The sequence below is a fragment of the Cedecea davisae genome, from assembly GCF_044095835.1.
GTDB classification, from domain to species: Bacteria; Pseudomonadota; Gammaproteobacteria; order Enterobacterales; family Enterobacteriaceae; genus Cedecea; species Cedecea davisae.
In genome coordinates this window covers 3,046,778-3,061,720 of the sequence record NZ_CP172054.1, presented here as the reverse complement: position 1 = coordinate 3,061,720, position 14,943 = coordinate 3,046,778, and the positions used below count along the sequence as shown (strand labels likewise).

General features: G+C 56.3%; 15 protein-coding genes. 11 read left to right on the top strand and 4 right to left on the bottom strand.

Features of this window, described 5'->3' with window-relative positions:
* The first annotated feature begins 130 nt into the window (after positions 1-130).
* The 11 genes from flgB to flgL all read left to right on the top strand — a co-directional run bounded on the left by flgB (position 131) and on the right by flgL (position 10,007).
* Positions 131-541, top strand: a complete 411-nt coding sequence (flgB, locus tag ACG1VR_RS14675) for a flagellar basal body rod protein FlgB (protein ID WP_039898084.1) — start codon at positions 131-133, stop codon at positions 539-541.
* Positions 542-544: 3 nt separating this feature from the next.
* Positions 545-949: a flagellar basal body rod protein FlgC gene (flgC, locus tag ACG1VR_RS14670; protein WP_016535838.1), complete on the top strand. Its 405-nt coding sequence runs from the start codon at positions 545-547 to the stop codon at positions 947-949.
* A gap of 11 nt (positions 950-960) precedes the next feature.
* A complete protein-coding gene (gene flgD / locus ACG1VR_RS14665) occupies positions 961-1,659 on the top strand; it encodes a flagellar hook assembly protein FlgD (protein ID WP_016535839.1) in 699 nt (232 codons plus the stop codon).
* A gap of 26 nt (positions 1,660-1,685) precedes the next feature.
* The gene (gene flgE / locus ACG1VR_RS14660; RefSeq protein ID WP_395489167.1) at positions 1,686-2,897 is read left to right on the top strand and encodes a flagellar hook protein FlgE; all 1,212 of its coding nucleotides are present in this window, start codon (positions 1,686-1,688) and stop codon (positions 2,895-2,897) included.
* A 20-nt stretch (positions 2,898-2,917) separates the two neighbouring features.
* A complete protein-coding gene (locus ACG1VR_RS14655) occupies positions 2,918-3,673 on the top strand; it encodes a flagellar basal body rod protein FlgF (protein WP_016535841.1) in 756 nt (251 codons plus the stop codon).
* Between the two features lie 29 nt (positions 3,674-3,702).
* A complete protein-coding gene (flgG, locus tag ACG1VR_RS14650; protein WP_016535842.1) occupies positions 3,703-4,485 on the top strand; it encodes a flagellar basal-body rod protein FlgG in 783 nt (260 codons plus the stop codon).
* A gap of 55 nt (positions 4,486-4,540) precedes the next feature.
* On the top strand, positions 4,541-5,236 hold the full coding sequence (locus ACG1VR_RS14645) for a flagellar basal body L-ring protein FlgH (RefSeq protein WP_115586290.1): 696 nt from the start codon (positions 4,541-4,543) through the stop codon (positions 5,234-5,236).
* 12 nt (positions 5,237-5,248) lie between these two features.
* Positions 5,249-6,346, top strand: a complete 1,098-nt coding sequence (locus ACG1VR_RS14640; protein WP_216376843.1) for a flagellar basal body P-ring protein FlgI — start codon at positions 5,249-5,251, stop codon at positions 6,344-6,346.
* Positions 6,346-7,290 (top strand): flagellar assembly peptidoglycan hydrolase FlgJ, encoded by a 945-nt coding sequence (gene flgJ / locus ACG1VR_RS14635; protein ID WP_395489166.1) that lies wholly within the window; start codon positions 6,346-6,348, stop codon positions 7,288-7,290. The genes ACG1VR_RS14640 and flgJ overlap by 1 nt, the downstream gene beginning before the upstream one ends.
* A gap of 75 nt (positions 7,291-7,365) precedes the next feature.
* Positions 7,366-9,024 carry a flagellar hook-associated protein FlgK gene (gene flgK / locus ACG1VR_RS14630; protein ID WP_016535846.1) on the top strand — a complete coding sequence of 553 codons (1,659 nt, stop codon included), beginning with the start codon at positions 7,366-7,368 and terminating at the stop codon, positions 9,022-9,024.
* 14 nt (positions 9,025-9,038) lie between these two features.
* Positions 9,039-10,007 carry a flagellar hook-associated protein FlgL gene (gene flgL / locus ACG1VR_RS14625; RefSeq protein ID WP_016535847.1) on the top strand — a complete coding sequence of 323 codons (969 nt, stop codon included), beginning with the start codon at positions 9,039-9,041 and terminating at the stop codon, positions 10,005-10,007.
* Between the two features lie 92 nt (positions 10,008-10,099).
* On the opposite strand, the gene ACG1VR_RS14620 is transcribed toward flgL, so the two are convergent.
* The 4 genes from ACG1VR_RS14620 to rne all read right to left on the bottom strand — a co-directional run bounded on the left by ACG1VR_RS14620 (position 10,100) and on the right by rne (position 14,374).
* Positions 10,100-10,282, bottom strand: coding sequence for a DUF1869 domain-containing protein (locus ACG1VR_RS14620; protein ID WP_016535848.1), 183 nt, complete (start codon positions 10,280-10,282; stop codon positions 10,100-10,102).
* A 2-nt stretch (positions 10,283-10,284) separates the two neighbouring features.
* Positions 10,285-10,638 carry a DUF1971 domain-containing protein gene (locus ACG1VR_RS14615; protein WP_039898085.1) on the bottom strand — a complete coding sequence of 118 codons (354 nt, stop codon included), beginning with the start codon at positions 10,636-10,638 and terminating at the stop codon, positions 10,285-10,287.
* A 14-nt stretch (positions 10,639-10,652) separates the two neighbouring features.
* Positions 10,653-10,979, bottom strand: a complete 327-nt coding sequence (locus tag ACG1VR_RS14610; protein WP_016535850.1) for a DUF1971 domain-containing protein — start codon at positions 10,977-10,979, stop codon at positions 10,653-10,655.
* A gap of 179 nt (positions 10,980-11,158) precedes the next feature.
* On the bottom strand, positions 11,159-14,374 hold the full coding sequence (gene rne / locus ACG1VR_RS14605; RefSeq protein ID WP_395489165.1) for a ribonuclease E: 3,216 nt from the start codon (positions 14,372-14,374) through the stop codon (positions 11,159-11,161).
* Positions 14,375-14,943 lie beyond the last annotated feature (569 nt).

Here is a 14,943-nt window from a genome sequence, read left to right as displayed (position 1 = left end):
TTTTAACCGCGAGCCGATTTGATCAAGGCGATAAATAGCGACGTATTTTGTGCTTATTCCACCCATCACGTACGCGTAAGGGGCTTTAAGCTTTCGGACGATTCCTAATTCTATGGACCATGGAGGAAGCATGCTCGATAAACTGGACGCCGCACTGCGATTTCAGCAAGAAGCGCTTAATTTGCGTGCTCAGCGTCAAGAGATCCTGGCCGCGAATATCGCCAATGCCGACACGCCGGGCTTTCAGGCGCGCGATATCGACTTTGCCAGTGAAATGAAAAAAGTGATGGAGCGCGGACGCGTTGAAGGCGGCGGGATGTCCCTTGCGCTGACTTCTTCACGCCATATCCCGGCACAAACCCACTCCACTCCGTCGCTCAATCTCCTCTACCGCGTACCTGACCAGCCAGCAATGGACGGCAACACCGTCGATATGGACCGCGAGCGTACGCAGTTTGCTGATAACAGCCTGAACTACCAGACCAACCTTACGGTTCTTGGTGGGCAAATCAAAAGCATGATGTCTGTGCTTCAGGGGTAATTGATGGCTTTACTCAATATTTTTGATATCTCGGGTTCGGCAATGGCCGCCCAGTCCCAGCGCATGAACGTGGCGGCGAGTAACCTCGCCAACGCCGACAGCGTAACCGGGCCGGACGGACAGCCTTACCGCGCAAAACAGGTCGTTTTCCAGCTCGATGCCGCGCCAGGCGCTGCCACCGGCGGCGTAAAAGTGACCAAAGTGATAGAGAGCGACGCGCCGGACAAAATGGTGTTCCAGCCTGGAAACCCGCTTGCCGACGCGCGTGGCTACGTGCGCATGCCTAACGTGGACGTGGTGGGGGAAATGGTTAACAGCATGTCCGCCTCCCGCAGCTACCAGGCCAACGTCGAAGTGCTCAATACCGTGAAGGGCATGATGATGAAAACGCTCACCCTCGGTCAGTAACAGGAGCCTATATGTCCATTGCAGTCAAAATGAACAACCCGGCTGATAATGTTGACCCTACGGCAGGGGCATCAAAAAACAGCCTGACGGGCAACAGCGCCTCCGACCTGCAGGGCAGTTTTCTGACCCTGCTGGTGGCACAGCTCAAAAACCAGGACCCAACCAACCCGATGCAGAACAACGAACTGACCACGCAGCTTGCGCAGATCAGTACCGTTAGCGGCATCGAAAAGCTGAACACCACCCTTGGCTCGGTTTCCGGCCAGCTTAATCAGAACCAGTCGCTGCAGGCCAGCGCCCTGATTGGCCACGGCGTGATGATCCCGGGTAACAAGATTCTGGCGGGTACTGACGCGACCACCAAGACCATCAGCACCACGCCGTTTGGCGTTGAGCTCCAGCAGGCTGCGGATAAAGTTACCGCCACGGTTACCGACAAAGACGGCAAAGTGGTGCGCACTATCGAAATTGGCGGGCTTAGCGCAGGTGTGCATACCTTCACCTGGGACGGCACGGCAAGCGACGGCACCGCGGTGGCGGATGGTTCATACAACGTAAGTATCAGCGCAACTAACGGCGGGACTCAGCTGGTGGCTCAGCCGCTGAACTTCGCCATGGTGAACGGCGTCATCAATAACAAAGATGGCCTCAAGCTGGATCTCGGAACCTACGGTTCCACGACCCTCGATGCAATCAGGCAGATTATCTAAGCCTACAACCTTAGCAGGAGTAAGACATGGCGTTTTCTCAAGCGGTCAGCGGCCTGAATGCTGCGGCCACCAACCTGGATGTGATTGGTAACAACATTGCCAACTCCGCCACCTACGGTTTTAAATCCGGCACCGCTTCATTTGCCGATATGTTTGCAGGTTCCAAAGTGGGGCTGGGCGTTAAAGTTGTGGGTGTGACTCAGAACTTTAACAGCGGCACGCCAACCAACACCGGCCGCGGCCTGGACGTTGCTATCAACCAGAACGGCTTCTTCCGCATGGTCGATAGCGCAGGCTCCGTGCTGTACAGCCGTAACGGCCAGTTCACGCTCGACCCAAGCCGTAACCTGGTGAACATGCAGGGCCTGAGCCTGACCGGCTACCCGGCAGTAGGCAGCCCGCCGACTATTCAGCAGGGTGCGAGCCCGGTTGCTTTGTCCGTTCCTAATACCCTGATGCCGGCCAAAATCACCACCACGGCCACCATGCAGGTTAACCTGAACTCTACCGACAAAGCGCCAACCGTAGCATTTAACCCGGCTAACCAGGACAGCTTTAACAAAAGCGGCCCGCTGACCGTGTATGACAGCCAGGGTAACGCTCACAACATGAACGCCTACTTCGTAAAAGACAGCGCGAACCCGAACACCTGGAAAGTCTACACCGTAGACAGCAGCGTAGCTGGCGGCACGCCAGCGCTCGCAACCACCATGGTATTCGACAATAACGGTAACCTGACTTCTGGCGGCGTAGCTAACGGTATCATGACCGGCACCATCAACGGGGCGACTCCGGCCACCTTCAGCATCGACTTCAAAAACTCGATGCAGCAGAACACCGGCGCGACCACTATCGTTGGCACTACCCAGAACGGTTATAAACCTGGCGAGCTTATCTCTTACAGCATCAACAACGATGGCACCATCGTGGGTAACTACTCTAACGAGCAGAACCAGCTGTTAGGGCAAATCGCGCTGGCAAACTTCGCTAACCCGGAAGGCCTGACGCCGCAGGGCGATAACGTCTGGGCGGCAACTAACTCTTCCGGCGTTGCGCTGCTGGGCACCGCGGGCACCGGTAACTTCGGCACCCTGACCAGCGGTGCGCTGGAGTCTTCAAACGTCGATCTGAGTAAAGAACTGGTGAACATGATCGTCGCGCAGCGTAACTATCAGTCGAATGCGCAGACTATCAAAACCCAGGATCAGATCCTCAACACCCTGGTTAACCTGCGCTAAGCGCCTGACGGGACGGTTTAATGGATCACGCAATCTACACCGCCATGGGCGCGGCCAGTCAAACCCTGAACCAACAGGCCGTGACGGCAAGCAACCTGGCGAACGCTTCTACTCCTGGCTTCCGGGCGCAGCTTAATGCCCTGCGTGCGGTGCCGGTTGAAGGGCTTTCTCTGCCAACCCGTACCCTCGTCATCGCCTCTACGCCTGGGGCGGATATGACGCCGGGTCAAATGGATTACACCTCGCGCCCTACGGACGTTGCTTTACAGCAGGATGGCTGGCTGGCGGTGCAGACTCAGGATGGCACAGAAGCTTATACCCGCAACGGTAATATCCAGGTCAGCCCCGCCGGTCAGTTGACCATCGGTGGCCGTCCGGTTATTGGCGACGGCGGCCCGATTGCCGTGCCGGAAGGTGCTCAGGTGACTATCGCCGCGGACGGCACCATCTCCGCGCTGAACCCGGGCGACGCGCCAAATACTATTGCGCCGATTGGCCAGCTTAAGCTGGTGAAAGCGACGCAGCGGGAAGTGGTGCGCGGCGATGACGGTTTGTTCCGCCTTAACCCAGCCGCGCAGGCCACTCGCGGCGCGGTATTGCAGGCTGACCCTACCATCAAGGTGATGTCCGGCGTGCTCGAAGGCAGTAACGTTAAACCGGCGGAAGCGATGGCGGATATGATTGCCAACGCCCGCCGCTTTGAAATGCAGATGAAAGTGATTGCCGGCGTTGACGAAAACGAACAGCGCGCCAACACGCTGCTGCAAATGTCCTGACGGCCGCTTACTAACAACAGGATTCAAACATGATCAGTTCTTTATGGATCGCCAAAACGGGTCTTGATGCACAGCAAACCAATATGGATGTGATTGCCAACAACCTGGCAAACGTCTCCACTAACGGTTTCAAGCGTCAACGCGCCGTGTTTGAAGATTTGCTTTATCAAACCATCCGCCAGCCTGGCGCGCAGTCTTCTGAACAGACTACGCTGCCGTCGGGCCTGCAGATTGGTACCGGCGTTCGCCCGGTCGCGACTGAACGTCTGCACAGCCAGGGCAACCTGTCCAAGACCGACAACAGCAAAGACGTGGCAATTAAAGGCGAAGGTTTCTTCCAGGTGCTGCTGCCGGACGGTACGTCGGCCTACACCCGCGACGGCTCCTTCCAGACTGACCAGAACGGCCAGCTGGTGACGGCGGGCGGTTTCCAGGTTCAGCCTGCGATAACCGTTCCGGCCAACGCCCTTAGCATTACCATCGGGCGCGACGGCGTGGTGAGCGCAACCCTGCAGGGGCAAACTGCCCCGGTACAAGTTGGCCAGCTGAACCTGACCACCTTTATGAACGATACCGGTCTGGAAAGTATTGGTGAAAACCTCTACACCGAAACCCAGGCATCCGGCGCGCCAAACGACACCACTCCGGGGTTGAACGGTGCCGGGCTGCTCTATCAGGGTTACGTTGAGACCTCAAACGTGAACGTTGCTGAAGAACTGGTGAATATGATCCAGGTTCAGCGCGCTTACGAAATTAACAGCAAGGCGGTCTCCACGACCGACCAGATGCTGCAAAAACTGACGCAAATGTAAGGCGTTTGCCGGCGCGCATACGCGCGTCGGCTGCCGTGACCTGAAGATGAAAGCAATGCAAAACCCAATGGTGCTCCGTCCTGTTGTTCTGAGTCTGGTGCTTGCCGTAAGCGGCTGCGCCCTTGTACCAAGTAAGCCGCTGGTTGAAGGTGCTACCACCGCCCAGCCGGTGCCCGGTCCTGCTCCTGCGATCAATGGGTCCATTTTCCAGACAGCACAGCCGATGAACTACGGTTATCAGCCGCTGTTTGAAGACCGCCGCCCGCGTAATATCGGCGACACCCTGACCATCCAGCTTCAGGAAAACGTTAGCGCCAGTAAAAGTTCCTCTGCGAATGCCAGCCGCGACGGTAAATCGGCGCTTGGCTTTGATACCGTGCCGACCTTCGCCGCCGGGTTGTTGGGCAATGGAAAAGCCGATCTGAATGCCTCCGGCAGCAACGGCTTTAACGGTAAAGGCGGCGCCAACGCCAGCAACACCTTTAGCGGCACCCTGACGGTAACCGTCGACCAGGTGCTGACCAACGGCAACCTGCATGTGGTGGGCGAGAAACAAATAGCCATCAATCAGGGAACAGAATTTATACGCTTCTCAGGCGTAGTGAACCCGCGCACCATCAGCGGCAGCAACACGGTTGCCTCCACCCAGGTGGCGGATGCCCGAATTGAGTATGTCGGTAACGGCTATATTAATGAAGCGCAGAATATGGGCTGGCTGCAGCGCTTCTTCCTTAACGTATCGCCGATGTAAGCGAGGGGTAGCATGATTAAATATTTACTCGGAATGGTCGTCCTGCTGACGGCAACATACGCCTCGGCAGACCGCATCCGCGACCTGACTACCGTTCAGGGCGTACGTGAAAACTCCCTGATTGGCTACGGCCTTGTAGTGGGACTTGACGGTACGGGCGACCAGACAACGCAGACGCCGTTTACCACCCAGAGCCTTAACAACATGCTCTCCCAGTTGGGCATTACCGTGCCAACCGGCACCAACATGCAGCTGAAGAACGTAGCGGCGGTAATGGTTACCGCTAAATACCCGGCGTTTGCGCGCGCGGGACAAAATATTGATGTTGTCGTTTCCTCTATGGGTAACGCCAAAAGCCTGCGCGGCGGTACGCTGCTGATGACCCCGCTTAAAGGGGTGGATAACCAGGTTTATGCTCTGGCACAGGGTAACGTGCTGGTGGGCGGGGCAGGCGCGGCCGCGGGCGGCAGCAGCGTGCAGGTCAACCAGCTTAACGGTGGACGTATTACCGGCGGGGCGGTTGTTGAGCGCGAGCTGGCCGGAACCTTCGGTAACGGCAATACCCTGAACCTGCAGCTCAATGACGATGACTTCAGCCTGGCTCAGCAAATTACCGACACCATTAATCGTTCCCGCGGCTTCGGTAGCGCAACGGCGCTGGACGGACGCACTATTCAGATCCGCGTACCAAGCGGCGGTAGCTCGCAGGTGCGCCTCCTGGCGGATATCCAGAATCTGGAAGTGAATATGCCGGTTCAGGATGCTCGCGTGGTGATTAACTCCCGCACCGGGTCGGTGGTGATGAACCGCGAAGTGACGCTGGACAACTGCGCCGTGGCTCAGGGCAACCTGTCGGTAACGGTTAATCGCCAGAACCAGGTCAGTCAGCCGAATACGCCGTTTGGCGGCGGCCAGACCGTGGTGACGCCGCAAACGCAAATCGATCTGCGCCAGAGCGGCGGAGCGGTACAGCGTGTGAATTCCAGCGCAAATCTGAACAATGTAGTGCGAGCGCTGAACGCGCTGGGCGCAACGCCAATCGATCTGATGTCGATTCTGCAATCCATGCAAAGCGCGGGCTGCCTGCGCGCGAAACTGGAAATCATCTGATGCTTAACGATACCCGTTCACTTGCTAATGCGGCTTTTGACGCCAACTCGCTTAACGATTTAAAAGCGAAGGCGGGGAAAGATCCGAGCGGCAACCTGAAAGAAGTTGCCCACCAGGTGGAGGGGATGTTTGTTCAGATGATGTTGAAAAGCATGCGCGAGGCGCTGCCGAAAGACGGTATTTTCAGCAGCGAGTCCACGCGCATGTATACCAGCATGTACGACCAGCAAATAGCCCAGCAGCTCAGCGCTAAAGGGCTGGGGCTGGCCGATGCAATGGTTAAGCAGATGGCCGGTGAGCAGGCGGAGCCTTCGGAAATGGCCGGACAGGTGCCGTTAAAGCTCGACCCGCAGACGATAACCAGCTATCAAAATCAGTCCCTGACGCAGCTCGTTCGCCAGGCGGTGCCGCGTGCGCCGTCTAATGAAGAGCCGATGAGCGGCGACAGCAAAGACTTCCTCGCCCAGCTCTCGCTTCCGGCGCGCCTGGCAAGTGAGGCGAGCGGCATTCCGCATCACCTGATTCTGGCGCAGGCCGCGCTGGAGTCCGGTTGGGGCCAGCGCCAGATCCGCACCGAGAAAGGCGAGCCGAGCTTTAACCTGTTTGGGGTTAAAGCAACATCGGGCTGGAAAGGGCCGACCACCGAAATTACCACGACCGAGTTTGAAAACGGCGAAGCGAAAAAGGTGAAAGCCAAATTCCGCGTTTACAGCTCTTACCTTGAAGCACTTTCGGACTATGTTGGCCTGCTGAGTAAGAACCCACGCTATGCCGCAGTTGCGAATGCGGTATCGGCAGAGCAGGGCGCACAGGCGCTGCAAAACGCCGGTTATGCCACAGACCCGAACTATGCGCGCAAGCTGACCGGAATGATCCAGCAGCTGAAATCCATGAGCGACAAAGTTTCAAAAGCCTACAACACTGATTTGTCAAATTTGTTCTGATTAGACTCAAGTCTGGCCGCCTGCTGCCGATAATCATCAGCAGAACCTTTGACCACACGCTATTAAGGAACCTTCATGTCCAGTAGCCTGATTAACAGCGCCATGAGTGGCCTGAATGCTGCCCAGGCGGCGTTAAGCACCGTGAGTAACAACATTTCTAACTATAATGTTAACGGCTATACCCGTCAGACCACCATCCTCGGGCAAAGCAGCAGCACCCTGGTTAACAATAATACCTATGTAGGTAATGGCGTGTATGTCAGCGGCGTGCAGCGCGAATATGATTCGTTCATCACCAACCAGCTGCGCGCGGCGCAAACGCAGAATAGCGGCCTGGCGACCCAGTACCAGCAGATGTCTAAAATTGACAATATTCTGTCCGGCACCACCAACTCGCTGTCTAAAACCATGCAGGACTTCTTCTCCAGCCTGCAAACGCTGACCAGTAACGCCCAGGATCCAGCGGCTCGTCAGGCGGTTTTGGGCAAAGCAGATGGTCTGGTAAACCAGTTCAAAGTTACCGACCAGTACCTGCGCGATCAGGACAAACAGGTTAACCTCGCCATCAGCAGCAGCGTAGACCAGATAAACACCTACGCTAAACAGATTGCTAACCTGAACGACCAGATCTCTCGTCTTAAAGGCGTTGGCGGCGGTACGGCACCAAACGACCTGTTGGATCAGCGCGATCAGCTGGTGAGCCAGCTCAACCAGGTTGTTGGCGTGGAAGTCAGCGTCCAGGACAGCGGCACCTACAATATTACTATCGCCAACGGCCTGAGCATTGTTCAGGGGACCACGGCGAATCAGCTTGCAGCGGTAAATTCCAGCGCCGATCCTTCCCGCACCACGGTTGCTTTTGTTGACCCGGTTGCAGGCAATATGGAAATTCCGGAAGCACGGATCACGTCCGGCTCTCTGGGCGGAGTTATCGCCTTCCGTAGCCAGGACCTGGACAGCGCACGTAACCGCCTCGGACAGATGGCTCAGGCTTTTGCCAGCGCCTTCAACGCCCAGCACACTCAGGGCTATGATGCCAACGGCGACAAAGGCACCGACCTATTCACCATCGGCGGCCCTGCCGTACTGAGCAACAGCAAGAATACCGGTTCCGCCCAGCTGACCCCAACGTTTGCCGACAGCACCAAAGTGCAGGCCAGCGATTACAAAATTGAGTTCGTGAATAACGCGTGGCAGGTTACCCGCCTGTCCGATAACGCAACAATTAACCCGGGCTCAGCTACCGCACCAGACGGCAGCGTTAGCCTGAACTTTGATGGCCTGAAAGTCGGCGTTTCCGGCACGCCTGCCGCCAACGATAGCTTTATCGTGAAGCCCGTAGCTAATGTGGTCGGCGGCATGACGCTGGCGATTAAAGACGAAGCGAAACTGGCGCTGGCAAGCGACCCGACTTCCGGTAAGAGCGACAACCGCAACGCGCAGGCGATGCTCGATCTGCAAAACAAGAAGCAGATAGATGGCAATAAAACCTTTAACGATGCTTACGCTACTCTGGTGAGCGACGTGGGTAACAAAACCGCCAGCCTGAAGGTGACCAGCACCACCCAGAATAACGTGGTTACGCAGCTGACCAAGCAGCAGCAGTCTATCTCCGGGGTTAACCTCGACGAAGAGTACGGCAACCTGCAGCGTTATCAGCAATATTACCTGGCTAATGCTCAGGTCTTACAGACTGCATCATCGCTGTTCGATGCGCTGCTTAATATTCGCTAACGGGGGCTAAAGCAATGCGTATCAGTACCCAAATGATGTATGACCAGAACATGCGCGGCGTCAGCGACGCGCAGAGTTTATGGTTAGGTTACGGCGAACAGATGAGCAGCGGGCTACGCGTCAACAAGCCGTCTGACGACCCGATTGCCGCCTCTCAGGCGGTAGTGCTCTCCCAGGCTCAGGCGCAGAACGATCAGTTCAAGCTGGCGCGTACTTTCGCCAACCAGAAAGTGTCTCTTGAAGAGAGCGTGCTGCAACAGGCGACGACTTCAATTGTGAGCGCCCAGGAAAGGATCGTTAATGCCGGTAACAGCGGCACGTTAAGCGATGACGACCGTGCGTCTCTGGCGACCGACCTTGAAGGTATTCGTAATCAGCTGATGAACCTTGCCAACAGTACCGACGGCAACGGTCGCTTTATTTTCGCCGGTTATAAAACCGAAGCGGAGCCTTTCACCGGAGCCGCCGGAAGCGTGACCTATAAAGGCGGAACGACCCCGATTACTCAGCAGGTTGATAGCGCACGTAATATGACTATTGGGCATACCGGTGATGAAGTCTTTAACCGTATTTCCAGCAACGCCACTCCTGAGCCGGACGGGTCACCGAGTGAAACCAACCTGTTTAATATGCTGGACTCCGCTATTAAGGCATTGAAAACGCCTGCGGCAGGGCTGGATGCAGCAGGGAAAAAAGCGCTTGATGATGTGGTAGCCAAAACCAACCGTGGCCTGGGTAACGCACTAAGCAACGTCTCTACCGTGCGTGCGGAGCTGGGTACTCAGCTTAACGAGTTAAGCAAGCTTGACGATTTAGGCAATGAACGTGCGCTGGGGCAGACTGACCAGATGAGCCAGCTGGTAGGGGCGGACTGGACTTCCACCGTTTCTAACTATGTTCAGCAGCAGGCCGCCTTACAGGCAGCTTATAAAACCTTTAGCGATATGCAGGGCATGTCTCTGTTCCAGCTAAATAGCCGATAAGTTTTACGATTTGGGCGCGCCATGAAACTGGGTGCGCCTTCTCTGCCCGCTTCCGCACCCCGGAGCGGGCTTTTTTTTATCTTGAAGGCCGGTTACCAGCCGCAGACGTCGTGCTCATTTTCCGTATCGTAGGCGCGTACGGTATTCACCAGATCCTTTACGACCTCGGCGGCAACGTCCGGTATCAGCAGCGTCATCGGCGCTTCTGTCTCGTAATCTACGGAAACGCCGTTGCTGTTGTTGGTTACGGTGACGGTATAAGTTGCCTTGCCCATGATTAGCCCTTATGAGTATTGACGACTTTACCCAGGCCTGCGCCTTCCAGGGCCGCATCCGGCGCGGCGAAAAAGTCGATATTGAAATAAGTGTCTTCGGTTAACAGTTCAATGCGATGCCATTTCTGCGGCGGGGAAATGCCGAAGGTTCCTGCCTCAATGACGATTTCCATATCCGGCTGCGTAGCTTCTGCGTCCGGGAAACCGAAATATTTCACCGCGCCTTTCATCACCGAGAGCCTGCCATAGACGCCAGCTTTTGTGTTGTGGTGGGTGAACAGCGCCTGAGGGGCGGTGTCTTTAGTCCAGAACGGCGTGGAGCGGGTGTGAAGATAGCTTTGCGGGATAATGTTCATATTCATTCCTCTGACTACATAGACCGGAGTACATCCGGGGACACGAAGAAATCGATGTTAAACAGCGCATCGTCGGTCATCAGCTCGATGTGATGCCACTTTTCCGGTGGAAACACGCCGAAATGCCCGGCGTTAATAATCAGTTCCGTTTCCGGCTCGGGAGCGTGTTCATCGGCGAAGCCCAGGTAGCGAACTTGCCCGCGCATCACGCTGAGGCGAGGGTAGACGCCCTGGCGGGTGCCTTTATCGAGATGGCGCTGAAACAGCCCGGCGGGCGCGGTGTCTTTGTCCCAGAAGGGGGAGGAGCGGGTATGGATGCAGTTTGGTGGAATTCGCAGCATGAGATTTTCTCCTCATCTTGTGCTGCAGGTATTAAATCACGCGGGCGGAAAGCGGGTTTGACATAAAGTGCATTTTAAATGCATCTTTAATGGGTAGAAGATTACTCCCTTTTAATTAGCCCACTACAGCCAATAAAAAAGCCGGTCATTTGACCGGCTTTTGGCATTACGCTTGAGGGTTACTCGGCGCTTTGCGGGCGAGTAGCCGGGGCGGTTGCCTGGTGGCTGGCGCTGTGGCCGCCGGCAGAACCTTTACCGCTGAACTCGAAGTCAGGGCGAACCCAGTCGCTCTGGCGTGGCGCTTCAGGCGTATAATCCGGAGCCGGCGCGCGGGTCATCGGAGAAGACGCCACGACAGCAGCAACAGCAGGTTCAGCCTTCACGACAGGCTTAGCCGGTGCAGCTTCTACAGTCGGTTTGGCTTCTTCAGCTACCGCGGCCGGAGCTTCAACAACGGGCTCAACTACGGCTTCCTGAACGGCCGCCGGGGCTGGTTCAGCAACTTCCGCCGCCTGAGAGACTACAGGCTCAGCTTCTTCCTGTACGGGTTCAGCCTGCTCAACAATTTCTTCGGCTACGGTTTCGTCTTCGGCAGCAATCAGCTGTGGCTGTTCGGTTACCGGGGCTTCAATCACTTCCGGGTGAGAGGTTTCAACCGGTGCGTTTTCAACCACGACTTCTTCAGCTTTAACAGGTTCTACAACCTGAACTTCGGCCACCGGAGCTGCTGCTTCGGCTACCGGAGTGTACGGAGCGTCTTCATGAGCCTGGAAGACTTCATCCTGAGCGACCTGGTCCTGCGGGCGGGCAATCGGATAAGTGATAAACACTTTGCCGGAAGCCAGCTCAGGAGAGGCACAGGCGCTTGCCAGCGGCATTGGAGACACTGCCGGGTAGCGCTCGTCACGGTAGCGGCGACGGCGCTGGCCGCTCACGCGCAGGTGGCGAGGGGAACGGCGTGAACGGCGCGGCATGCCGGCAGTTTCACGATTATCCGCGCTGTCATCCTGCTGTTCGGCAGAAACCGGAGCGTCAACCACGGCCGGAAGCGGGATAGTTGCCAGTTCGGTGCTCGCCTCTTGAACCTTAGCTTCTTCCGCTGCCGGAGCGACTTCGGATTCAAAGCGTACTTTCTGGGTCAGCTGGCGCGGTTTACGACGCTGCATCACCTGGGTACGTTCTTCCTGCTCGGCTTCAGGCTCGGCGGCAACGTCGCGCTGCAACTCTTTCACTTCCTGCTGCGCCTGACGCTTATCGTCAGAACGGCGGCGGTTGCGTTCGCGGCGTGGCTGCTGTTCGTCACGGGACTTCGGCTGCTTCTCGGTTTCTTCAACCGCGCTTACGTTCTGGCGAACTTCACGGGTTTCCGCATTCTGCTGCTGTCCGTTACGGCGGTTACGGCGGTTATCATCACGGCCTTCACGCGGCTCGCGAGCTTCACGCCCTTCGCTGTTGCGGTTATCACGGCCTTCACGGTTATCGCGATCGCGGTTGTTACGGTCGCCACGCTCATTACGCTCGCCGCGGTCACGGCGGTTGTTGTTCTGGCGACGGTTGTTGCGGCGATCCTGACGCTGGGCATCGGTCGCTGCGGTTTTCTCTTCTTCTTTAACTTCTTTTACCGGGGCTGCGGTTTCATCACCGGCAAACAGTTTTTTCAGCGCGGAGAAGAAGCGGCTAACCAGGCCTGGCTGAGCTTCAGCATTGGCTTTCGGCTGAGCGGCTGGTGCGGCCTTCACGGCAGCGGCTGGTTTAGCCGCAGCGGATTCTTCCGGCACCGGCGGAACTTCTGGCATCACGAAGGTTGCCAGAGCAGGCTGTTCAGGGCGTTTACGCTCGGCGAACTCTTCTTCGGACGGCATCGCCATCTCTTCTTCATGCAGCTTAGGCAGCATGTAGCTGAGGGTATGAGTCTCTTCGCCTTTGCGCACGCGCAGTACGGAATAGTGCGGGGTTTCCATCTGGTCGTTTGGCACGATGATGGCTTTCACGCCGCCCTGGCGTTTTTCAATCGCGCTTACCGCATCACGTTTTTCGTTCAGCAAGTAAGAGGCAATCGGCACGGGCACGATGGCGTGAACTTCTTTGGTGTTCTCCTTCAGCGCTTCTTCTTCAATCAGACGCAGGATGGAGAGCGACAGAGATTCGTTATCGCGAACGGTGCCGGTACCGCTACAGCGCGGGCAGACGTGGTGGCTGGACTCGCCCAGCGACGGGCTAAGGCGCTGACGCGACATTTCCAGCAGGCCAAAACGAGAGATATGGCTTATCTGGATACGCGCTCTGTCCTGGCGAACGGCTTCGCGCAGACGGTTTTCAACCGCACGCTGGTGGCGAACCGGCGTCATGTCGATGAAGTCGATAACGATCAGGCCACCGAGGTCGCGCAGGCGCAGCTGGCGAGCAATTTCATCGGCTGCTTCAAGGTTGGTATTGAACGCAGTTTCTTCGATATCGCCGCCGCGGGTTGCTCGCGCGGAGTTGATGTCGATGGCGGTCAGCGCTTCGGTAGAGTCGATAACAATCGACCCGCCGGACGGCAGACGGACTTCACGCTGGAAGGCGGACTCAATCTGCGACTCAATCTGATAGTGGCTGAACAGCGGGATTTCACCGGTGTAGAGCTTGATTTTGCTGCTGAAATCCGGACGGCCCAGCGCGGCGATGTGCTGGCGAGCCAGTTCGAGGACTTTCGGGTTATCGATCAGGATTTCGCCGATGTCCTGGCGCAGGTAGTCGCGGAAGGCGCGAACAATAACGTTGCTTTCCTGGTGGATCAGGAACGGAGCAGGGCGGTTTTCTGCCGCTTTCTGGATAGCTTCCCAGTGCTTCAGGCGGAAGCTCAGGTCCCACTGCAGCGCTTCGGCGGATTTACCCACGCCGGCGGTACGCACGATAAGACCCATGCCGTCCGGCAGTTCCAGCGAGGAGAGGGCTTCTTTTAATTCGGTACGGTCATCACCTTCGATACGCCGTGAGATACCACCGGCGCGAGGGTTGTTTGGCATCAGAACCAGGTAGCTACCCGCGAGGCTGATAAAGGTGGTTAATGCCGCGCCTTTATTGCCGCGCTCTTCTTTATCAATCTGAACAATAACTTCCTGGCCTTCACGCAGCACGTCTTTAATATTAGGACGGCCATGAGAGGAATAGTTGGACGGGAAGTATTCGCGAGCGATTTCTTTCAGAGGAAGGAAACCGTGTCTTTCTGCGCCGTAATCAACAAACGCCGCTTCCAGACTTGGTTCAATACGGGTGATTTTGCCTTTATAGATGTTCGCTTTTTTCTGTTCGTGTCCAGGGCTTTCGATATCCAGATCGTACAGACGCTGCCCATCTACAAGGGCGACACGCAACTCTTCTTGCTGAGTTGCGTTGATTAGCATTCTTTTCATCGTAACTTACTCATTATTCTTACATTGGCGACAGAGCTGCGGACATGGTAACGCTAACCGGGAGTGAACCGATGGCCTCGTGACTAAACGCGTAGTCGCCAACCTCACGGTTGTCGCTGGCTGAGAGGCGCAAAGTGTCGGTTGCCTGTATTTCATACGGGAATACAGCGCAATTATCGTGGGAATAACCTCAGAATATTTCTTAAAAGTTGATTCCATTTTACCGGTCAGGCTGCAACCCGCAGCCCGCTAACTGCCTGAAAGTACAATACGTCTTACGCCATTGCTGCGTGGATGAACGTTCAGGCAAAATTGGTCTTTCCGCAAATTTTCTTGTTCTAACAAGTTTCAACACGGAAAACGGCAACATTATTCCACTGCTACGCTTGTTATAGCAAGATGACTTTTGCTATTAGTGCCCTGTTTCTTACAGTTTTTTAACCTGCGTTTTGACTCTGGTACGGCTAACGAGGCAAACGCTGGCGCAAACGGTTTAAAACAGGACAGATTGTCAGTTAAGCACATAAAAATGAGTGGCGCTACGCGCGTGGGCTATTTAGAATCGCCGA